Here is a 22007-nt window from a genome sequence, read left to right on the forward strand (position 1 = left end):
GTGCCGTCGGAGAAAGGTGCCCCATGACACTTCAAGAGCTCTTCAGGACCGTCTGGTTCAGCCGGTGGCTCGTGCTCGTCTCGGTCGCCGCGGCGCTCGCGGGGGCGTGGTGGTACCTGTCCCGGCAGGTGCCGGAGCATGTGGCCACCGCCGTCGTGCAGCTCGTCGACGCCGAGACGATCTCGGCGGCCGGGGTGCGGATCGACAGCGACCCCAGCCTCGTCACGAGCCCCGCGGTCACCTCCGCCGCGGCGGCCGCCCTCGGGTACACGCCGCGCGCGTCCGTCATCGCCGAGACCGTGACGGGCGAGTACCTGCCCGACGTCACCGACCGGATCGGCGTCGAGGCCTCGAGCAGCGACCCGTCGCAGGCCATCGAGGTCGCCAACGCCTCGGCCGGCGCGTACGTGGCCACGCTGCAGACGCAGTACGACGCCGGGGTCGCGGCCATGCAGGCCCGGCTCGACGCCCTCGGTGAGTCGATCGCGCAGCGCCAGGGTGCGATCAACGCCACGCGGGCGGCGGAAACCGCCGACGGGCTGCTCGAGGCGCAGTACGCCGCGGCCATGGACCAGTACGAGACGCTCTCCGCGCAGCTCGTGCAGGCCCAGCTGCTCGCGTCGCCCGCCGCTGTGCGGCAGAACGCCACGGCGGCGAAGCTCACGAGCACACCCCCCTCGCTCGTCTACGTCCTCGCCCTGCTCGGTGGCCTGCTGCTCGGCATCGGTCTCGCGGTCGCCCGGCGGGCGCTCGACACCAAGGTGCGCACCACGACCGCGGCGCGCCGTGCCGCCGGTGCGCCCGTGCTGGCCCGGCTGAGCGGCACCGCCGCGGCGCACCGCACGCATGCCCACACGGGTGACCTCCCGGTCGCGATCCGTGCCGCGACGCCGTACACGCAGTCGGTGCGCGAGCTGCGGACCGCGGTCCAGGCCGCGGTCGACGGCAGCCGGGGCGCCGTCATCGTGGTGACCGCCGCAGGGCTCGAGGCGCCGCGCAGCTTCATCGCGGCGAACCTCGCGGCCTCGTGGGCGCTGAGCGGCCGACGTGTCATCGCGCTCTCGGGCGACCTGCGCCAGCCGCGCCTCAACGCGCTGCTGCCCGCCACCCCGGGCGTGCTCGACCCCGACGCACTCTCCGGTGACGGCGCCGAGCTGCACCACCCGGTGCCCACGCACATCCCGTACCTCAGCGTGCTCCCGGCGCTGCGGACCGAGCTCGACCCTGCGGACTACCTCGCGAGCGACGCCGTGCGCCTGCTCGTCGAGCGGCTGCGCGGCGAGGCCGACGTGGTCATCATCGACGCGCCTCCGATGCTGGTCGCCGCCGACGCGACGATCGTCGGCGCCTACGCGGACGGGGTGCTGCTCGCTGTCACCGCGGGGCAGACCGAGATCGGCGCCCTCGAGGAGTCGGCCGACCGGCTGCGGGCCGCGAACGCCCGGCTGCTCGGGGTGGTGCTCGAGGCCGGCGGCCGCGGCCGCAGGTCGGCGTACGCCGCGACGTACCGCTTCACGGGCGACTCGCCGCGACCCTCCGCGCCGGCCGCCACCGGCGAGGCCGCGGGGCAGACCCGGGACACGGTGCTGCTGGACACCCCGTGAACCGACCCGTCCGGGTCGTGGTGCTGGACCACACCGCCCAGCTCGGCGGTGCGGAGCTCGCGCTCGTCCGGCTCTGCGCGGCGCTCGACCCCGAGCGCGTGCAGGTCGTCGTGGTGCTGTTCGCCGAAGGGCCGCTCGTGGCCCGGCTGCGGGCGACGGGCGTCGACGTGCGCGTGCTGCCGCTCGCACGCTCGATCGCCACGACCGACCGGCACGCCGCGGGCCGCTCGGCCCTGCGCGCCGTGGGGTCGGCGGTCGCGACCCTGCCCTTCGTGGTCCGGCTCGCGCGGCTCCTGCGTGAGGTCGACGCGGACGTGGTCCACGCGACGTCGCTCAAGGCCGACCTGCTCGCCCTGCCCGCGGCCCGCTGGGCCCGCCGGCCCCTGGTGTGGCACGTGCACGACAGGATCAGCTCGGACTACCTGCCCGCGGGGCTCGCCCGCGCGCTGCGCTGGACCGCCCGGCACGGGCCCGCGCACGTGGTCGTCAACTCGCGGGCGACGGCCTCGACGCTGCTGCCGCTGCGGCAGGGCTGGACCCTGGCGCACCCCGGGCTGGCCCCGGACCAGCTCGTGGCCGACCCGGACGCGCGCCCCGACCCCGAGCCGGCCGTGGTGGGGCTCGTCGGCCGGGTGAGCCCCACCAAGGGTCAGCTCGAGTTCGTGCGGGCCTGCGCGGCGCTCGCGGCCCGGCACCCCACTGTGCGTTTCCGGGTGGTGGGGGAGGCGCTGTTCGACGAGGTCGGCTACGAGCGGCAGGTGCGTGCGCTCGCGCAGCGGCTCGACCTGGGCGACCGGCTCGAGCTCGCCGGGTGGAGCGGGGACCCGGCGCGCGAGATGGACGGGCTCAGCGTGCTCGTGCACGCCTCGCCCGTGCCCGAGCCGTTCGGTCAGGTCGTCGCCGAGGGCCTGGCCCGGGGTGTGCCCGTCGTCGCGACCCGTGGCGGCGGCATCGAGGAGATCGCCTACGCGCGCGACGGGACGGCGTGGTGCACGCTGGTGGAGCCCCGTGACGTGGACGGGCTGACGCACGCCGTCGACCAGATCCTGCTCGACCCGGTGACGGCCCGCGACCGGTCGCGGGCCGCCTGGGCGGACGTCGGCGAGCGCTTCGGCATCGGGCGCACAGCCGAGCAGGTCACACGGGTGTGGGAGCTGCTCGGCTCGCGGCGACGCGGCTGAGCACGAGGCCCATCGCGACCGCCCGCTCGTCCCAGCCCGGCACCTCGGGTCGGTCGGTGCCGGCGCCGGGGGCGTCGCCGCGCAGCACCTCGACCACCGCGGCGGGCAGCGCAGCAGCGTCGGCCACGCGGACCAGGCCGGGTGGCTGGTCACGGAACCCCGCGACGGGGGTGCTCACGACCGGGCGACCTGCGGCGAGGTACTCGTAGAGCTTGAGCGGGTCGAGCGACCCCGTGAAGTCGTCCACGACGTGCGGGACCACGAGCACGTCGGCGTGCTGCAGGTAGCCCGGCACCTGGGCCGCGGGTCGGGGCCCGGTCAGGTAGACCCCGGCCCGGGTGAGCCGGGCGAGATCGGCCGCGGGCAGCAGCGCCGGCCCCACGAGCACGAGCGTGCCGGCGCCGTCGCGCTCGAGCCGCTCGGCCAGCCGCGCGCACAGCCCCACGTCGGTGCGGTCGGGGTGCAGCGTGCCCACGTACACCACGCACGGGCCGGGAGGCAGGTCGGCCGGTCGCGGGTTCGGCGCACTGTAGGCAGCCACGTCGACCCCGTTGGGCACGAGCGTGACCGGCCGGGTGGCGCCCTTGGTGGCGGCCAGGGCCGGCGAGCACACGACCACCTCGGCGCAGCGCTCCAGCAGCAGCTGCTCGTGGGCCAGCAGGGCCGCGCGTTCGCGGGGGCTGCGGGCCGCGTGCAGCCAGTCGTCCGTCACGTCGTACAGCGCGGGCCAGCCCGTGGTGCGCAGCACGGTGGCGCCCGCGGGGTCGTTGACCCAGAGCGCGGGCGCGTGCATGCCGAGGCCCGCGGCGACGGCCCGCACCGCCCGGGCCCGTCGCACGTCGCCCCGGGGGTCGAGCCGGCGCGGCAGCCACTTCGTCGGGCGCAGCGCCCACAGCCTGCCCGGCGAGCCGCCCTCGTCGGTGCCGACCGGACGGACCCGACGGCCCCGACCGGGGCGCACGCCCCGCCGGACGTCGTGCACCGGGTCGGCGGGCGGCTCGACGAACAGCACCCGCAGCGTGGGGTCGGCCGCGAGCAGACCGGCGAGCAGGTGCTGGTTGCGTCGCCACACCTCGTCCCACGCCTCGAGCGACACCACGACGAGGTCGAGACCGGAGGGTGCCGGGGGCGCCGTCATCGGGCGCCGTCCGGGACGGGTGCCGCGCCGCGGCCCCGCGCGACGACCCCGCGGTACACCTCCTCGAGCCGCGACGCGTGCGCCTCGACCGTGAACAGGCGACGCTGCAGCTCGCGCAGCGCCGCCCCGTACCCCGCCCGGCGCGTGGCGTCGGCGGCGAGGGCGGCGAGCTGCCCGCCGGCCTCGGCGACCGCCTCGGCGCGCACCAGCACCGCGTCCGGGCAGAGCCCGACGGTCTCGACGTGCCCGCCCCCGTCCGACGCGACCACGGGCGTCGCGTGCGCCATCGCTTCGACGACCGAGAGCCCGTACGGCTCGTCGGGGCGCGGGGCGAGGAAGATCGCCGCGTGCGCCATGAGTCGCCCGACGTCCGTCCGTGCACCCAGGAAGTCGCAGGACGCGGAGACGTCGAGGGCCTCGGCGAGGTCGCGCAGCTCGGCCAGCCGGGCCCCCGAGCCGGCGACCTGCAGCCGCCAACCCCGCCCGGCCAGGCCCGAGGCCGCCCAGATGCGCAGGGCGAGGTCGGTCCGCTTCTCGGCCTCGAGGCGCTGGGCGACGAGCACCACGGGGCGTCGTCCGCTCGAGGTGACGGCCTGGTCCGGCACCCCCGGGTGGATCACGGTCGACGCTCCCTCCACGCGCGCCGCCACGTAGGCGCTGATCGCGACCTGGCCCGCGATGCGCGCGCTCACGAGCCGCCCGACGGCCCGGGCCGGGGTGCTCGAGCCGCGCGTGCTCGCGAAGTGCCGGGTGGCCACCACGGGGGCACGGGCGGCGAGCACAGCGGCGGTCTCGGCCGCCGTCATGTGCGCGTGCACGACCCGCACGTCGCGCAGCCTCGTCAGGGCGTGAGCCGCCTGCCACGGGGTGCCCGCGGGCGACCAGTGCACGCCCGACCCGGCCAGCTCGGCGCGCATGCGCGGGCCGTCGCCGCCCAGCACCCGCACCCGGGAGCCCTGCGCGTCCTGGACCCGCGCCAGCGTCGCCACGTACCGCTCGACCCCCGCGAACGCCTCGGTGCACACGACGTGCACCACCTCGGTGCCCGGGCTCATCGGCCCCGGACCTGCTCGGGCTCGGGGAGCGCGAGACCGTGCGACCGGGGCGGGTGCTGCGCGGCGAAGGCCTGCGCGCCGAGGCACACCCCCGCGACGGCGAACGGGATCGAGACCTGGGCGGCGACCCAGAACAGGTCGAACTGGCCCTGCACGACCCGCATGAGCACGATCGCGAAGGCCAGCGTGCCGAACTGCGGGTCGACCCGCCACAGCACCACGAGCGCGACCACCACCAGCAGCACGAAGCCGACGAGCCCCACGACGCCCGCGGACGAGAGCACCTCGAACTCGGCGTTGGGCGGTTGGAAGCGCTCGGGGAACCGGTCGGTGTACCACCACCGCAGCCCCGCGCCGAAGAGCGGGTCGTGCTGCCAGATCGCGATCGACTGCTCGAACCAGGCGAGCCGCTGGTTGGCCGAGTTGTGCACGTCACCCGAGGCGATCTGGTCGCGGACGAGCGAGAGGACGGCCACGGTGGCGGCCACGACCGCGACCAGCACCACGCGTGACCTGCGTCGGTGGGGGTCGGGACGCAGCGCGACGACTGTCACCGCCACGGCCAGCCCGAGCATCGCCTGACGCGACTGCGAGGCGAGGATGCCGAGCACGAACAGCGCGAACAGCGCGAGGCAGACCGCGTCGTCCCAGCGCAACCACGTCGGTCGTACGTAGACGACCACCGCGGCGAACGCGAGCAGGCCGCCCAGGTAGTTCTTGTGCATGAGCAGCGGCTCTTCGAGGTACACCGGACCGAACCGGCCCTGGACGGCCTCGCCCACCCATACGACGCACGCGAGCACCGCCACGCACGCGGCGACCCCCACGAGCAGCCCCAGGCCGAGGCGCGCGTGCCCACCGGCACCGACGGCCCAGCCGACCACGAGCGCGCCGGAGACGAGCAGCCACGCGTGGAACCACTCGACGGTGTTCGCGGCGTAGGGGTTCACGATCACGGTGAAGAGCGTCAGCGCCTGGTAGACCGCCGAGGCCCACAGCAGCGAGCGCAGCGCCGGGCTGAACGGCCGCGCACCGAGGAGCAACGCCGGCCAGAAGGCCAGGAACAGCACGAGGTCGGAGATCGACAGGACGCCGTCGCCCCCGACGACCCGGTTGACGAGGACCATCGCGGGCATCGCGAGCGCCGGGACCAGCGCGGGCTGCCGCAGCGTGAGCCCCACGGTCAGCGCGACGCCGCCGACCACGAGCACCAGGGCAGGCCGGGCCGAGGTGAGGACCGTGACCCCGAGCCCGAGGACCAGGACCGCCACCACGGCCAGCACGTGCCTCCCGATCCGGGCGCCGTGCCCCGCGAACGACGGTTCGGCCGTGCGGGCCTCGGGCTCGAGGCGCTGGTCGGAGCTCGTGCTGGTGCTCATGCGTCGGCCGTCCCGTCGGTGAGATCGCGTGGTTCCGTGGCATCGGGCCGGACCGGGCGGTCGCGGGGCTCCGGGAGCGTGGCCTCGGCGCGCAGGGGCCCGCGCACGTAGAGCCGCACGCGGCGACGGGCCTCGCGCCCGCGGGCGCCCGGCAGCACCACGCCCCGGGCCACGCCGCCCAGCACGACGGCGGTGCGCGCAGCCGTCCACCCGTGGGCGCCGAAGTGCTTGCGCAGGTAGCGCTCCTGCGACGCGTGGAAGTGCGTCTCGCGGCGCAGCGGGTCGGTGCTCGTGCCGCCGCCGACATGGGTCGCGACGACGGCGGGGACCGCCTCCGCACGCCAGCCCGCGTGGTGCGCGCGGTACTGCCAGTCGGTCTCCTCGCTGTACAGGAAGAAGTCCTCGTCGAGCGCGCCGACGTCGGTGAGGGCCGCGCCCCGCAGCAGCAGCACCGAGCCGATCGCGAACGGGGCACCGCGGTGCAGCCGCGCGAGCCCCACGGCCTGCAGCCAGGCCCCGCGCGGGGACGGGAACGGCCACATCACCTGGGCGTCGGTGCCCGTGTCGTCGCGCTGCGCGGGGGCGACCGCGGCGACGTCGGGCTCGGCGTGCAGCGCGTGCTGGAGCTCGCGGATCCCCGCGGCGTCGATGGCCGCGTCGGGGTTGAGCAGCAGCACGTCGGTGTCGGTCCGGTCGCGCCGCGCGACCGCCAGGTTCACGGCCCGCGCGAACCCGAGGTTGCGGCCGGGGTCGACGTAGTCCGCGCCCGCGCGGTCCACGACCTCCCGGACGTCGGGGTCGCTCGAGTTGTCGACCACCACCACCGGCAGCGTCGGGCCCAGCCGTTCGAGGCAGCGGGCCAGCAGGTCCGGGGCACCGTACGCCACGACCACGACGTCGGGCACCGGCACCGAAACCTGCGGGCTCGTGCGGGCCGGGGATGGGGCGGAGGCCGGGGGTGCGGAGGCCGAGGCGTGACCCGCTGCCACCTCGCGGTACAGCTCGACGTACTGCTCGCCGATCCGCTCCCACGAGAAGGCGCGGGCACGTGCGAGGCCCCGTGCGCGCAGCTCGTCCCGGCGGGCCGGGTCGCCGTGCAGCGCACCGAGGGCGGCCCCGAGCGCCGCGACGTCGCGCGGGGGCACGAGCACGCCCGCGTCGCCCACCACGTCGGGCAGGGCCCCCGTGTCCGAGGCGACGACGACGCAGCCGCTCGCCATGGCCTCGACCGCGACCCGGCAGAACTGCTCGCGCCAGCCGGCGGTGGGCACCGACGGCACGGCCAGCACGTCGAGCTCGCGGTAGAACGCGGTGAGCGCCTCCTGGTCGAGGGGCCCGAGGAGCTGGACGCGTCCCGCGAGGTCGGGCTGCTCCGCGCGGGTCCGCAGGGCCGCGGCGTCGGGGCCACCACCGGCTACCCGGACGTGCAGGCGGGGGTCGCGGGCCGCGGCCTCGAGCAGCACGTCGACACCCTTGTGGGCCGCGAGACGCCCGACGTAGCCGACGCGCAGCACGTCGACGCCCTCGCCCGCGGGGTCGGGTGCGAGCCCGTCCGTCGGAGCCGGGGCGAACCGGCCCAGGTCCACCCCCAGCCCGATGAGGCGCGCAGGCCCGGTCAGCCCCCGGGCCCGCACGATGCGTCCGGCCTCGGCGTTGCACACCGCGACGGCCGCGGCACGGCGCAGGGCCCGCCGTTCGAGCCACCCGAACGGCGGGGGGAACCGTTTGGCGATGTTCTGCGCGGAGTACAGCACCACGGGGGTGCGTCGCGCGCGCCGCAGGGCCAGCAGCGCGAGCACCTCGGCTGTGGCGAGCGAGTACGGCTCCTCGTGGACGTCGACCACGTCCCATCCCTCGCCGAGGGCGCGCCACAGCGCGACCGGGTCGTACACGAACAGGTTGGGGTGGGTGCCGACCGTGCGGACGCCCTGCACGTGCTCGCCCGGTGCCGGGTCGAGGCTCACCCGCTGCCCGCCCTCGTCCCACCGGCGGGCCGTGAGCAGGCGGACGTCCACACCGTGGGAACGGATCGCGCGCTCGCGGCGACGCCACTCGCCGACCACGGAGCTGTGGGAGATCCGTAGCACGCGCATGCGGACATACTGCCCCAGATCGGGCACGGCGAGCGAGGTCGGGTCGACCCGTCGTCCCGGGAGCCCCGCCGTCGCGCGGATCATCCGAGCCCCGCGAGCACGGCGTCGAGCCGCGTCCGGGCCCACCGCCAGTCGTGGCCCTGCGCCCACGCCCGCGCCTCGGCACCGAGCCGCCGCCGCAGCGCCTCGTCCGACGCGAGCGCGTCGAGCGCGTCGGCCAGGTCCTGCGGGTCGTCGGGCCGCACCTGCACGCCTGCCGATCCCATGACCTCGGGGATGCCACCCACCGCGCTCGCGACCACCGGCACGCCGCTCGCCATGCCCTCCATCACGGTCAGCGCGAACGGCTCGGCCCACCGCGAGGGGACCACCACCACGTCGGACTCCCGGTAGACCTGGGCTACCTGGGCGCGCGGCACGAACGGCTCGAGGCTCACCCGGTCGCCGAGCGCCGCCGCTCGCGCGTGCAGCTCGCGCACGTACGGCGACGGGGCAGCCCCCGCGTCGAAGTTCTGGCTGCCGACCACCCGCACGCACACGTCCGACCGGCCCAGCAGCGCGACGGCGTCGAGCAGCACGTCCGCGCCCTTGTCGCGGATCAGCCGGCCCACGAACGTGACGCGCAGCCGATCACCCCGGGCCGGGTCGCCCCGCGGATGGAACTGCTCGACGTCGACCCCGTTGCGCACCACGCGCAGCCGGGCCGCGAGTCCCGGCGGCAGGTACGGGCGGGTCTGCTCGGCGAGCGACTCGCTCACGCACACGATCGCCGCGACCCGGGACAGCACCCGCGCGACCTCGCGCCGGGAGTACGTGCGCAGCAGCAGGTTGTGGGCGTAGAGCACAGCGCGGTGCCGATCGGCCACGAGGGGCACGAGCTGCGGGGCGTTGTGGGCCAGCACGACCGCAGGGGGCCACGCCGCCTGGTCGGTGAGCGTGGGACGCAGCGTGCGGCGGGCGCCGGGACGGGGCAGGGCGGTGCGGGCCAGGGCCAGGTCGACGTAGCGGTCCCACGAGCGGGCCGCGGCCGGCCGGTAGGTCAGCACCTCGGCGCTCGCGTACCGCTCGGGGTAGGTGCCGAGGGCGACGACGGCGCGGGGCCGCGGCGCGTCCGGCGGCGCGGCCCGGCACAGCCCGTCGACCACCGTGGGGATCGCCGAGCCCGTGCGCGGCGAGAAGTGGTCGCCCGGGGTCAGCACGTGCACGTCGCCGCGCGCACCGGACGCCGCACCCGGTGCCGCACCCCGCGCCGCGGGCGTCATCGGGCACCGCCACGCGGCCGGACCCCCAGGGCCGTCCGGACGTCGGACGCCGGCCCTCGCCAGCGCGGGATCGTCCACGCGACCGGAACTGTCGCGAGGCAGCGGGCCTTCTCGGCGCGGGGGATGGGCGACGACGTCACGGCGGTGCACAGCTCCCAGCTCACCTGGGTGTGCGGGAACGCGAAGCGCACCGACGCGGACGGCGCGTGCCAGGCCACCTGCCCCGCGCGCCGCACCGAGAACTGCTCGCTGTGCCGGCGCTGCCAGAACAGCTGCTCGGGGACCAGGGCGAACGGTCCGCGGCACGCGAGCTCGGTCAGCACGACCATGTCGTTGCCGACCGTGGGGCGGATCCCGCGGGTGCTGCGCAGCACCTCGGTGCGGTGCAGCCCGTAGAAGATGTGCGCGGCCTGCGCGCGCAGGAAGTGCGCCATGCGCTCGTGCGGGGTCGGTTCGTCGCACGCGAGGTCGGTGTCGTTGAGGTCCTCGGTGAGTGCGCCCTGGCCGTCGATGATCTGGGTGCGGGGGTACACCAGCACCGTGGCCGGGTCCGCGTCGGCGAACACCTCGAGGCAGCGGCGCACGAACGCGGGGCGGCGCACGTCGTCGGCCGCTGCCCACGTGAAGTACGGCGCCCGCGCGAGCGCGAGGACGTGGTTGAAGTTCCACGCCCCACCGCGGTTGGTGGGGTGCCGGACGTAGCGCACCCGCGGGTCGGCGCGGGCCGCCGCGCGGCAGATCTCCTCGGTGGCGTCGGTCGAGCCGTTGTCCGAGATCACGATGTCGAGGTCGGCCTCGTCCTGCGTGCGCACAGCGTCGAGCGCCTGCGCGAGGTAGCGCTCGCCGTTGTACACGGGCACCCCGACCGTCGCCCGTGGGCTTGCCGTCGCTGCCATCGTTCGTCCTGTCGCCGTCGGGAGAGAGGTCGGGAACCGGGGTGGGTCAGGGACCGAGGGCGGTCGGTCCGGGGGCGTAGGCCGCGAGCGACACGAGCGAGGCCGGCCAGCTGGTGTCGGGCACCACGGGAGACCACGCGGGGTGCAGCCCCGCGGTCTGCCCCGAGTAGTTCAGGCGGGGCACCTGCACCCCGCGCTCGCGGGTCGAGGGCACCTGGACCTGCACCGCGAGCACCTCGACGGGGTCGAAGCGCACCTCGGACGTGCGCTCGTAGAACAGGTCGGTGCGGGTGCCGACGTCGTGCCAGGCGCCGTCGGTGGTCTGCACGCGCACGGTGTAGTCCCGCAGCGCCGACGTGCAGCAGCGCAGGCCCGCGCTCTCGACCACGACCCGGTCGATCGTGGTCGGTGCGGCGAGGTCCACCTGGAGCCAGGGCGTGAGGTCGAGCGTGCCGTCGCTGCGACGCACGTCCGCGCGCCACGGGTTCGTCCCGGCGCCCCCCGACAGCAGCACGTCGGCAGGGTCGGTGCCCTCCCACGTCGAGCTCGCGCTCGCGCGTCCGCCGACCAGCACGTCGGGGCCCGTCGGCTCGTCCGGCGCGAGGTCCAGACGCACGCCCGTGGGGGCGGCGAGGAAGACCGGGGCGCCGCTGACCGGCAGCGCGACGGGCTCTCCGGCGACCGCCTCGAGGTCACGCGTCGCGCCGTACACGTCGGTGACGCGCACGGTCGTGTCCGCGTCGGCCGTGAGAGCGAGCGAGGTGACGAGGTCGTCGGTCCACACCGCGGTGAGCTCGTCGTCCCCGTCCGCGCGGGACCCCATGTGCATGACGTGCGTGGCCGGCGCGGTGGTCTCGACGACCTCGGGCGGCGGGCGGCCCTCGAGCAGCGCCGAGACCGTCGACATCGCGAGCGCCGCCGGCTTGACGAAGCTGTCGATCTGCAGGAGCGACCAGCTGAACCCGCCCTCGCCCCAGCCGCCCTCGCTGAAGAAGTACGTCCACTGGGGGACGCCGAGCGCCCGCGTCCACAGCAGCGTGCGGGCCACGTCGTACCCCTGGGCCCAGTGGTTGCCCGGGCCGTCCGACCACCAGCCCGACTCGGTGTCCCACACGGGTGGCGGGTCCTCCCCGCAGTCGGCCAGCACGTCGGCGAGCTCGGTGAGCTGCCCGATCGGGCCGTCCGCGCCCTCCTCGTCCCACGAGCGGTTGTAGCCCGTGTACGGGTGGATGCCCACGACGTCGAGGGACTCGCAGCCGCCGGCCTCGACGACCTGGCGGTACCAGGGCACCACGAGGTTGAGCGCGTTGCCGCCGATCACCTTCGCCTGGTCGTCGACGCCACGCACGGCCCGCGCGAACGGGGCCAGCACGTCGCGCGCGTAGTCGCCGCCGTCCCCGAAGCCGGTGTTGTTGGGCTCGTTCCACGGGGCCCACAGGTGCACGTCCGGGGCACCTGTCGCGAACGCGGCGGCGATCGCGCCCACCCACGCGCCCCACGTGCCGTCCTCGACCGCCTGGTGCTCGGCGTCGCCGCCCTGCCCGACCTGCACGTAGAGCTGCACGTCGCGCGTCGCGGCGAGCCGGGCGGCGGCGCCGATCCCGGCGAACGGGTCACCGTCGTCGGCCCCCGGCAGGGCGTCGAGGTCGAGGTGCGCGACCGACGGCTCGGCGTCCACGTCGGGCACCACGTCGCCGAAGCTGAGCTGCACGCGGGCCGACCCGATGCCGAGCTGGTCGGCGATCTGCACGCTGCGCAACGGACCAGCACCGCCCCAGTCCGCGCCGTCGGCGAGCGAGGCGGGGTCGAACGTCGATCCCGGGGCGCCGACCGCGTACCGCAGGCACGTCGCGCTCCGCGCCGCGCCGCTCGTGCGGTCGACCACCTCGACGTGCACGTCGTACGGCCCGGGTCGCGTCTCGGGCAGCGTGAGGGGCAGCCGCCCGCCGTCCTCGGGGATCGAGAGCGTGCCCGACGTCGCCGCCACGGGCGGCTCGGCCCACGGGTCGCCGCTCACCCGGTAGCGCAGCTCGTACCGTTCGGCGGCCGCGGCACCCCACCACGGCTCGAGCTCGACGAACACCTCGGGGGTGCTGCCCTCGGCGAAGTAGTCGTACGGCGCGTCGGTGACGACCCCCGCCCCGATGCCGAGCCGGTCGATCGTCGAGGCGTGGTTGATGTCCCAGGTCACCGGCGCGTCGAGCAGCTGCTCCATGCCCGCCACGTCGACCTGTTCGAGCGCGACCTCGCCGTCCTCGGACGAGAACCACGAGTACGTGTCGCCGTGGCGCACGAACGGGCTGAGGTCGGCCAGGTGCAGGACGGGGCCCGACGACGCCTCGCCCGCGAGCGCGATCCGCCCCCGGACGCCCGTGTCGTCGACCTCGACCAGGCGCCACGTGGGTCCGGCCAGCAGGAACCCGCCGTCGGGCCCGGGGGCGATGCCGCGCGGGTGGTCGAGCGACTGGACGCGACCGTTCGAGGACGTCTCGCGCAGCGTGCCCTCGAACCGGGTGAGCAGCACGCCGTCGGTCCCGTACCGGCGCAGGCTGATCGCGTCCGTGTCGGAGTCGCTCAGCACGAACAGCGTGCCGTCCTCCTGCGGGAAGAACGCGGGGTACTCGTCCCGCTCGAGCGTGGGTCCGCCCGGGTCGACGGTGCCGTCGGCCCCGAGCAGCGCGAGCTGGTCGGAGCCGTCGAACGCGACGGTGGCGACGGTGTCCCGGTCGCCCGCGGTCCAGCCGACCACCGCCACGACCGTGCCCCGGTCGATCCCCGCGAGGTCGTACGTGCGCTCGACGTCGCCCGCGGCGGAGTACCGGCGCACGCTCGTGCCGTCACGCGTCCCCGCCGTGGTGAGCACGTCGCCGTCCGGGGTCAGCGCGAACGTGTCCGACCCGTCAGCCGCGGCGGCTGTGAACTCGTCCCGGACGTCGCCGTCCGGGCCCCACGACGTGAACGTCGCCTCGTCGTCCGTGCCGAGCGTGAGGGCCACGAGCGCGTCGTCCTGGGCGACGAGCGCGCGCGGCACCGTGCCCGTGCCTCCCGAGACGTCGTCCGTCAGGGTCTGCACCACGGGTGCCGCCTCGGCCTCGGCGAGCGCCGAGTAGCGCGCGACGTCCGCGACCCCGCAGATCGAGGTGGCCGCGGAGCCCGCGGTGCTGCGCGACGAGCCGGGGCCCGGTGCCTTGCCCCCGCCCTCGCCCCCGCCCGCGTCGGGCACCGATCCGCCCACCTGCCAGCCCACGACGCCCGCGACCGCCACGCCCGCGACCAGCACGACCGCGAGGCCGCCCGCGAGCAGCAGGCGTCGCCGTCGCGTGGCGCGCACGCGCCGCGGGGGAGCCGGCTCGTCCGTCATGTCAGATCACGTCCGCGAAGCCGCGTTCCATCTTCGAGAACACCAGCAGCCCCGCGACGAAGGCGCCGACGCACGTGACCACCGCCGCGGCGATCTGCCACGGTGCCGGTTGGGCCAGCCCGAGCAGCGACCACCGGAACCCCTCGAGCAGCCAGGTGAGCGGGTTGAGGTCGAAGAGCCAGCGGATGCTGGGGTCCACGGCCGAGAGCGAGTACGCGAGCGGGCTCGCGTACAGCAGCGTCTGGAGCGCGAACGGCACCACGTACTGGATGTCGCGGTAGCTGACCATGAGCGCGGACGCGGCGAGGCCCACCCCGGCGGCGAGCAGCGTCACGAGCACGATCCACAGAGGGAGCAGCAGCAGCGGCCAACCGGGCCAGATGCCCGTGACCGCGAGCATCACGACCATGATGCTGCCCGCCACCAGCACGTCGACGGCGACCGAGATCACCGAGGACAGCGGCACGAGCACGCGCGGGAAGAAGACCTTCGACACGAGGGCCTGGTTGTTCACGAGCGAGGGCGCGGCGCGCGTGACGATCCCGCTGAACAGCGTCCAGCACAGCATCCCCGCGAAGCTGAACACGAAGTACGGCACCCCGTCGCTCGGCAGGTCGGCGATGCGCCCGAAGACGACCGAGAAGATGCCCGCGCTGAGCAGCGGCTGCAGCACGACCCACACGACACCGAGCGCGGTCTGGCGATAGCGCAGGCGCAGGTCACGGACCCCGAAGGCCCACAGCACCTCGCGGGCCTCCCACAGCTCGCGGGGGCTGGGCAGCGGGAGGCGGCCGGGCGGGTTGACGACGATCGTGCGGGGCATCCGGTCAGCGCCTCTCGTAGCCGAAGTCGGCGAGCACGAGACCGTTCTCGAGCCCTTCGTCTGACACCGCGTTCGGGTAGGGCAGCACCGGGTGGATCTCGAAGCGGGCGGCGTTCTCGAACGCGTCGAGCACCCCCGAGCTGCACACGAACAGGTCCACCGAGTACTCCCCGGGCTTGAGCCACGGCGAGCCGATCGTCAGGGCGACCTTCTGGTCGGTCGCGGCGTCGAGCCACAGGCCGTCCACCCGCGAGTCGCACTGCAGGATCGTGGTGCCGTGCCGGTCGTTGACGTGGCACGAGACGAAGTAGCGGCCCACGAACTCGGGGTTCGCGCCGACCACGAGCTCGAGGGTCTTCGCCTCGGTCGTGCGGTACAGCGGGCTCGAGATCGCGGCCGACGTGATGCGCACCTCGCCGGTGCCGGGGCGACGCTCGATGTCGGTCGCGGCGAGCTGGGCCCGGTCGCGGCTCGTCTGGTACAGCTCGATCGCCTCGTCGACGGGGCCCTGCAGCACCAGCCGCCCGTTCTCGAGGTACAGCGCCGAGCTGCACAGCGCCGTGACGGTCTGCACCTGGTGGCTCACGTACAGCACGGTGCGGCCGTCGGCCGCGGCCCGCCGCATCCGGTCGATGCACTTGGCCTGGAACTCCGCGTCGCCCACCGCGAGCACCTCGTCGATCGCGAGGATCTCGGTGTCGAGGTGGGCCGCGACCGCGAACGCCAGCCGCACGTACATGCCCGACGAGTACCGCTTGACGGGCGTGTCGAGGAACTTCTCGACACCTGAGAAGTCGACGATCTCGTCGAAGCGCCGCTGGATCTCCGAGCGCCGCATGCCCAGCAGCGTGCCGTTGAGGAAGACGTTCTCGCGGCCCGTCAGCTCGGGGTGGAAGCCGGTGCCGACCTCGAGCAGGCTCCCGACCCGCCCGTGCAGGCGGATCTGCCCCTCGGACGGCGCCGCGACCCGCGTGAGCAGCTTGAGCAGGGTGCTCTTGCCCGCGCCGTTGCGACCCAGGATGCCCACGGCCGAGCCCGCCGCGATGTCGAAGTCGAGGTGGTCGAGCGCTGTGAACCGCTCGTGGCCCTGCCGGGTGAGCGGGTGCCGCAGGCGGCGCAGCACAGCCTCGCTCGCCGTGGCCGGACGGTCCTCGTCGTGCGAGATCCGGTAGTGCTTGGACAGGCCACGGACCTGGATCGCGGCGGTCGTCATCGGTGGTCCCCCTGGTGGGCCGGGCGGTGGTGGGCCGGGTGGGCGGGCTCGCGGAACAGGTCCTCGTAGCGGTCCACGACGTGGTCGAGGGTGAACGCGCTCGCGCGGTCGAGCCCCGCGGTGGCCAGCGCGTCCCGGCGCGGGGCGTCGTCGAGCAGGTCTGCGAGGGCCGGGCCCAGGTCGTCCAGGTCGGTCAGCAGTCCCGCGCGGCCCTCGTCGGTCACGTAGCGCGCCCCGACGTTGGGCGTGGCGACCACGGGCAGGCCCGACGCCATGGCCTCGGCGTAGGGGATGCCGAAGCCCTCGTAGGACGACGGCAGGCAGAACACCCACGCGGCGCGGTACACGTCCGCGAGCTCGTCGTCGGTCAGCGCGCCCAGCACCCGCACCCCCGGTCCGGGCTCGGCAGGGGCGTCGCGGGTGACCATCCACAGCTCGGCGTCGGGGTGCCGGGGCAGCACGTGCTCGGTGAAGGCGGCCGCGAGCGCGGCACCTCGCTTGCGGCCGCCCCAGGTGCCCACGAACAGCACCACGGGATGCGCGGTGCGCGCTCCGGAGCCGGGGTGGAAGCGGCGCGCGTCGACCCCGTTCGGGATGACGGCGTCGGTGCGCGGCACCCAGTGCCGGGTGCGGGGCGAGACCACGACCGTCCGGTCGGCGACCAGGGCGGCCAGCACCTCGCTGCAGCCGAGCATGACCATGCGCAGCCGCTCCTTGGCGCCGCGGATCCGGCGCGCCTCCTCGAAGCACGAGCCGTGCACGGTGCGCACGTGCAGCCCCACCCGGCGGCGCCACAGCCAGTAGTCGTCGCCGTGCGCGTGCAGCACGTCGTAGGACGTGAGGTCGAGGCGCCGGACCGCGAACGCGAAGCGGAACGTGCGCAGCGCGCCGTGCAGCTCGACGTGCCGGTGCCCGTACGTGGCCCCCGGCACCGGGGGGCACTCGCTGACCATGTCGACGTGGTGCCCGCGGCGCACCAGCTCGGTCGCGAGCTCGTGCGCCTGGAAGCCCACCCCGATCTTGCTGCCCGAGGGCAGGTAGTAGCTGACGACCGCGATGCGCAGGGGTGGTTCAGTCATCGCGACCCCCACGAACCGGGGCGGGCGCCGGGTCAACGGGCGTCAGGCCGTCGCGCAGCGCCTCGAGCCAGCCCCGACCGTGGCGCAGGTCGGGCTCGAGGTGGTTGCCCTCGGCCCACTCGTTCCAGGACTTGACCCACAGGAAGCGCTCCTGCGCAGGCCGGTCCGCGAGCGGGGCCACGGCCTGGCGCACGTGCGCCGCGAACAGCTCGGGGCTCGACCCGGTGATCGCGAGGCCGCGACGCCCCGAGCGGGGGGTGTTGTCCCAGTTGGGGAACACGCTCGGCTGGATCCGGGGCGAGGTCAGCGCGGGCTGCGGGTGCTGCGCGGCGTGCGGGTAGATCTCGGGCCAGCGCAGCAGCTTGCGCCCGGCCCGCATGCGCAGCCGCGACACGCGGGTCACCTGGACGGGCATGCGGATGTACGCCCCCGCGTCGAAGCCCGCCGCGTCGACGTCAACGAAGCGCGGTCCGCCGCCCAGCAGGTCGGCGATCTCGGCCACGAGGTACAGGCCGGGCAGCCCCGCCCGGCGGGCCATGTCCTGCCAGCGGTCCACGAACGCGGCCGGGTCGGGCAGGTCCTCGGGGCGGAACACGTAGAACACCGGACGGTCGTCGACCCGCAGGTAGCGCTCGTCGCAGAACGCGGGCAGCACCGCCTCGAAGTGGGCCCGTTCGTCCTCGGGCCCCGGGTAGGTCTGCTCCTTGAGCACCCGGTCGGACGCGCCGTGCCAGATCCCGCTCCAGGTCTGGTTCGCCCACGCGAGGCAGAACGAGATGTCGGGCTCCCCGGTCTTGAGCACCTCCGCGAACGGGCGCTCGAGCATGCGTGAGCCGTTCCCGAACCAGTAGTGCCAGTACACGAACGCCTCGATGCCGTACTCCTGGGCGAGCGCGCTCTGCGCGGCGCGCGACTCGGGCAGCCGCAGGTCGTAGAACCCCAGGTCGGCGGGCAGCGTGGGCTGGCGGTGTCCGGGGAACAGGGGACGGGCGCGGGCGGTGTTGGTCCACTCCGTGAAGCCCGCGCCCCACCACTCGTCGTTCTCCGGCACCGGGTGGTACTGCGGCAGGTAGAACGCGACGGCCCGTGCCGCGAGCCCGGTCATCGGGGCAACGTCCGCAGCGAGGCCTGCTCGGTCCGCAGCAGGTCCACCAGCCGCCCTGCGGGCAGGTCCACGTCGTCGTACGTGAGGGTGGCGTCCCGTGGTACCGGTCGGCGAAGCACGCAGCCCTCCGCGACGCCGACCGGCAGCAGGCGCTCGCGGCGGGTGATCACGGCCGTCTCGGCCTGGCCGTAGTAGTCGTACCCGCCGAGCCCGTCGAGCACCTCACCGGCCGCGAGGTCCCGCTTCGCGGTCGTGACCACCTCGACGCTCGGGGCGCCCGACGGCCGGATCGTGGCGTCGCCCAGCAGCGCGGCCCGGGCCACCGTGGTCGGCACCTCGAAGTGGCACAGGTGGTACGGCGCGTAGAAGCTGTACAACGGCCCGGGACCCAGCTTGTACAGGTCGAGGTAGTGCCGCTGACGGGGGTCGTCGTGCGTCGCGAGCACGTAGACCCCGGGCCCCGGCTGCGCGCCGACCACGTAGTCGACAGCGCCGCCCATCGCGCGCAGCTCGTCCACGTCGTAGCGCGTCGTCAGCTCGTCCACGTGCCCCGTGTGGTCACGCCCGAGCATGCCCCGGCGGTGCACCGACATGCCCGTCGCGTTGGCCACGACGGCCTGCTCGATGCTGATCTTGGTGCCGTCCGCGAAGCTCGTGACCATGTGCGGGTCCTGACCCCAGCGCTGCGCGAACGCGCGCTGCGTGGTCGGGGTGCGGTACGGGTCCTGCAGGCCCTTGACGTTGCCCGCGACGAGCGGCGTCAGCCCGATGCCGCGCACGAACCGGTAGAGGTTGAGCTGCACGCCCGGCTGGTCGCCGTCGCAGCCCGTGTACACGACGCCGGCGGCCTCGGCGCGCCGGGCGAGCACGGCGCCCACCGTGGCGTCCACCTCGGCGTTCATCAGCACGAGGTGCTTGCCCTGGGCGAAGCACTCGAGCGCGACGCGCGCGCCGAACTCGACGGCACCCGTCACGTCGACCACCACGTCGACCGAGTGCGAACGGGTCGCCACGGTGTGGTCCGCGGTCACGGCCGGGACGCCCGCCGCCGCGGCACGGTCGAGCGCGGCAGGGCTCTCGACGTCGCGCACCTCCTCGACGCCTGCCTCGTGGAACGCGCGCAGCCCCTGCGCCGTGCGCCGGGCCACGACGACGGTGACGAGCATCCCGGGCACCGAGTTGACGATCTGGTTGACCAGGCCGCGGCCCATGAACCCCGCGCCGACTATCGCGACCCGCACGGGCCGCCCGTCGGTCTGCCTCTCCTGCAGCAGGGTGTCGACGACGATCACAGCGCCACCTGCTCGGTGACGAGCGGCCAGGCCGCGTCCTTGTCCGAGATCATGCTCACGGGCAGCGGCCACGGGATGGCGAACGCCTCGTCGTCGTACCGGAAGCCCTGCTCCGCGCCGGGCACGTACGGGCCGCTGACCTGGTAGACCACCTCGGTCGCGTCCTCGAGGGTCTGGTACCCGTGCGCGACGTACGCGGGCACGAACAGCGCGGTGCGGTTGCGTGCGCTGAGCTCGACCATGACGTGGCGTCCGTGGGTGGGGGAGCCGGGGCGGACGTCGACCGCGACGTCGACGACCGCCCCGGCCGTGCAGCGCACGAGCTTCCCCTCGGCGTGCGGCGGCACCTGGCGGTGCAGCCCGCGCAGGGTGCCCGCACGGTGGTTGAACGAGACGTTGGCCTGCACGACGGGCACGTCGAGCCCGTGCGCGGTGAACTCGGTCGCGTCGAACGTGCGCGCGAACAGGCCGCGGGCGTCGCTGTGCGGCTCGAGGTCGACCACGAGCACCCCGTCGACGGCGGTCGGCGTGTACCTCATGCCGCGTCCGTCCAGAACAGCCCGGCGTCGACCTGGCCCGTCTTGAGGAGGTGCTCGACCTGCGCCAGGCGCGTGTGCCCGCGACCCCGGAACGTCTCCTCGTCGAGGGCCACGGCCTCGAAGACGCGGTGCAGCTGCGCGGCCCCGGCGGCGACGTCCCAGTCGGTGTCGAAGCCGGGCAGGACGGTGCGGATCCGGTCGAACGCGACCCGGTAGCTGCGGTTGTCGGCCCCGGGTGCCCCGAACGTCACCGCGCAGCCCGGGAACTCGGCCGCGACGGTCTCGGCGATGTCGCGCACCGTGCGGTTCTCGCGCTCGCTCCCCACGTTGAGGACCTGCCCGTGCACGGCCTCGCGCGGGGCGTCGAGGACCGCGCGGATCGCCTTGGCGATGTCGAGGCCGTGCACGAGCGGGCGCCACGGCGTCCCGTCGCTCGTCATCGCTATCCGGTGGGTCGTCCAGGCGAGGCCCGCGAGGTTGTTGAGCACGATGTCGAAGCGCATCCGCGGCGAGGCGCCGAACGCCGTCGCGTTGCGCAGGAACGTCGGGCTGAAGCCGTCGTCGGCGAGCGCTCCCACGTCGCGCTCGACGAGCGCCTTGCACCGGGCGTACGCCGTCTGCGGGTCGATCGGGCTCGTCTCGTCGACGGTGCCCTCGGCGACGCCGTACACGCTGCACGACGACATGTGCACGAACCGCTCGACCCCGGCGGCCCGGGCCGTGCGGGCGAGGTGCACCGAGCCGTGGTGGTTGATGTCGGCCGTGACGTCGCCGATCAGGTCGCCGATCGGGTCGTTCGACAGCTCGGCCATGTGGACCACGGCGTCGTGGCCGGCCAGGTCCTCGACCGTGACGTCCCGGACGTCCTTGACGAGCGTGCGGGGCAGCTCGCCGCCCGCGTGGTACAGCCAGCCGTTGCGGTAGTAGCCCGTGTCGAGGCCCGTGACCTCGTCGCCGCGGGCCAGCAGGGTGGGGGTGAGCAGGCTGCCGAGGTAGCCCTCGTTGCCGGTGACCAGGATGCGCATCAGTCCTCCCACGTCTTCCACGGCGCACGGCCGCTGTCCCACAGGCTGTTGAGCTCGGTCCAGTCGCGGAACGTGTCCATGCCCATCCAGAACCCCTCGTGCTCGTACACGCTCAGCTCGCGGTCGCGGGCGAGCTGCTGCAGCGGCGTGCTCTCGAGCATCACGCCGGGGTCGTCGTCGACGTACTTGTCGATGAACTCGCGCTCGAAGACGAAGAAGCCGCCGTTGACCCAGCCGTCCGCGAGGGTCGGCTTCTCGTTGAACTCCAGGACCGTCGCGTCCTCGACGCGCATCTCCCCGTAGCGGCTCGACGGGTGCACGCCGGTCAGGGTCCCGAGGCGTCCCTGGGCCAGGTGGTGCGCGAGGCCCGCGGTGAGGTCGACGTCGCCGATGCCGTCGCCGTACGTCAGGGCGAAGCGCTCGGCGTCCAGGTGCGGGGTGAGGCGTCGCAGCCGGGCGGCGGTGGCGGTGGTCAGCCCCGTCTCCACGAACGTGATCTCCCAGTCCTCGTTGCCCGACGTGGTGTGGAACACGGGGGCGTCGGGTCGGGCGAGCCGGAGGGTGAAGTCCGAGGTGAGGTGGTGGTAGCCGAGGAAGTACTGCTTGATCAGGTCGCTCTTGTAGCCCAGGGCGAGCACGAAGCGCCGGAAGCCGTGCTCGCCGTAGGTCTTCATGATGTGCCAGAGGATCGGGCGCCCTCCGATGTCGACCAGAGGCTTCGGCAGCTTCTCGCTCGCCTCACGGAGCCGGGTGCCCATGCCGCCGCACAGGATGACCACGGGGATGTCGGACGGGTCGGCGCTCATGGTGCCTCCAAGGACGCGGGGGGCGGTGGGTGGCGCAACGGGTCGGGTCGAGCGTATCGGGTGGATTACTATCAAATCATGCCTGACGGGACAAAAGTGGACATCGGCCCGACGAGTGCGAGGCGGGGTCTGCGACACGCCGCGCGGGTGATTTGT

General features: G+C 74.7%; 17 protein-coding genes. 2 read left to right on the top strand and 15 right to left on the bottom strand.

What is annotated here, in order from left to right:
- Positions 1–23: 23 nt before the first annotated feature.
- A complete protein-coding gene (locus tag ACGIF2_RS07920; RefSeq protein ID WP_396045273.1) occupies positions 24–1604 on the top strand; it encodes a hypothetical protein in 1581 nt (526 codons plus the stop codon).
- Complete coding sequence (locus ACGIF2_RS07925; RefSeq protein WP_396045275.1) at positions 1601–2785, top strand: glycosyltransferase; 1185 nt, start codon at positions 1601–1603, stop codon at positions 2783–2785. The genes ACGIF2_RS07920 and ACGIF2_RS07925 overlap by 4 nt, the downstream gene beginning before the upstream one ends.
- Here ACGIF2_RS07925 and ACGIF2_RS07930 read toward each other — a convergent pair.
- The 15 genes from ACGIF2_RS07930 to ACGIF2_RS08000 form a co-directional block, all read right to left on the bottom strand.
- The gene (locus ACGIF2_RS07930) at positions 2742–3923 is read right to left on the bottom strand and encodes a glycosyltransferase (RefSeq protein WP_396045277.1); all 1182 of its coding nucleotides are present in this window, start codon (positions 3921–3923) and stop codon (positions 2742–2744) included. The two genes, ACGIF2_RS07925 and ACGIF2_RS07930, sit on opposite strands and share 44 nt — an antisense overlap.
- Positions 3920–4978, bottom strand: coding sequence for a glycosyltransferase family 4 protein (locus ACGIF2_RS07935; RefSeq protein ID WP_396045279.1), 1059 nt, complete (start codon positions 4976–4978; stop codon positions 3920–3922). Before ACGIF2_RS07935 ends, ACGIF2_RS07930 begins: the two co-directional genes overlap by 4 nt.
- Positions 4975–6357: an O-antigen ligase family protein gene (locus ACGIF2_RS07940; protein WP_396045281.1), complete on the bottom strand. Its 1383-nt coding sequence runs from the start codon at positions 6355–6357 to the stop codon at positions 4975–4977. Before ACGIF2_RS07940 ends, ACGIF2_RS07935 begins: the two co-directional genes overlap by 4 nt.
- Complete coding sequence (locus ACGIF2_RS07945; RefSeq protein ID WP_396045283.1) at positions 6354–8450, bottom strand: glycosyltransferase; 2097 nt, start codon at positions 8448–8450, stop codon at positions 6354–6356. Before ACGIF2_RS07945 ends, ACGIF2_RS07940 begins: the two co-directional genes overlap by 4 nt.
- A gap of 80 nt (positions 8451–8530) precedes the next feature.
- Complete coding sequence (locus ACGIF2_RS07950; protein WP_396045285.1) at positions 8531–9712, bottom strand: glycosyltransferase family 4 protein; 1182 nt, start codon at positions 9710–9712, stop codon at positions 8531–8533.
- Positions 9709–10608: a glycosyltransferase family 2 protein gene (locus ACGIF2_RS07955; protein ID WP_396045287.1), complete on the bottom strand. Its 900-nt coding sequence runs from the start codon at positions 10606–10608 to the stop codon at positions 9709–9711. Before ACGIF2_RS07955 ends, ACGIF2_RS07950 begins: the two co-directional genes overlap by 4 nt.
- Positions 10609–10654: 46 nt before the next feature.
- Positions 10655–13969: a discoidin domain-containing protein gene (locus ACGIF2_RS07960; RefSeq protein WP_396045289.1), complete on the bottom strand. Its 3315-nt coding sequence runs from the start codon at positions 13967–13969 to the stop codon at positions 10655–10657.
- Position 13970: 1 nt separating this feature from the next.
- Positions 13971–14792, bottom strand: a complete 822-nt coding sequence (locus ACGIF2_RS07965) for an ABC transporter permease (protein WP_396045291.1) — start codon at positions 14790–14792, stop codon at positions 13971–13973.
- A 4-nt stretch (positions 14793–14796) separates the two neighbouring features.
- The gene (locus ACGIF2_RS07970; protein ID WP_396045293.1) at positions 14797–16005 is read right to left on the bottom strand and encodes a polysaccharide ABC transporter ATP-binding protein; all 1209 of its coding nucleotides are present in this window, start codon (positions 16003–16005) and stop codon (positions 14797–14799) included.
- Positions 16002–17084, bottom strand: coding sequence for a glycosyltransferase family 4 protein (locus ACGIF2_RS07975; protein ID WP_396045295.1), 1083 nt, complete (start codon positions 17082–17084; stop codon positions 16002–16004). The genes ACGIF2_RS07970 and ACGIF2_RS07975 overlap by 4 nt, the downstream gene beginning before the upstream one ends.
- Positions 17077–18189, bottom strand: a complete 1113-nt coding sequence (locus ACGIF2_RS07980; RefSeq protein WP_396045297.1) for a glycoside hydrolase family 99-like domain-containing protein — start codon at positions 18187–18189, stop codon at positions 17077–17079. Before ACGIF2_RS07980 ends, ACGIF2_RS07975 begins: the two co-directional genes overlap by 8 nt.
- Complete coding sequence (locus tag ACGIF2_RS07985) at positions 18186–19481, bottom strand: NAD(P)H-dependent oxidoreductase (protein WP_396045299.1); 1296 nt, start codon at positions 19479–19481, stop codon at positions 18186–18188. Before ACGIF2_RS07985 ends, ACGIF2_RS07980 begins: the two co-directional genes overlap by 4 nt.
- Positions 19478–20020: a dTDP-4-dehydrorhamnose 3,5-epimerase gene (gene rfbC, locus ACGIF2_RS07990; RefSeq protein WP_396045301.1), complete on the bottom strand. Its 543-nt coding sequence runs from the start codon at positions 20018–20020 to the stop codon at positions 19478–19480. The genes ACGIF2_RS07985 and rfbC overlap by 4 nt, the downstream gene beginning before the upstream one ends.
- Positions 20017–21045, bottom strand: a complete 1029-nt coding sequence (locus tag ACGIF2_RS07995; protein ID WP_396045303.1) for an NAD-dependent epimerase/dehydratase family protein — start codon at positions 21043–21045, stop codon at positions 20017–20019. The genes rfbC and ACGIF2_RS07995 overlap by 4 nt, the downstream gene beginning before the upstream one ends.
- On the bottom strand, positions 21045–21851 hold the full coding sequence (locus ACGIF2_RS08000; protein WP_396045305.1) for a glucose-1-phosphate cytidylyltransferase: 807 nt from the start codon (positions 21849–21851) through the stop codon (positions 21045–21047). The genes ACGIF2_RS07995 and ACGIF2_RS08000 overlap by 1 nt, the downstream gene beginning before the upstream one ends.
- Between the last annotated feature and the right edge of the window lie 156 nt (positions 21852–22007).

It is taken from the genome of Cellulomonas sp. P22 (genome assembly GCF_044392165.1).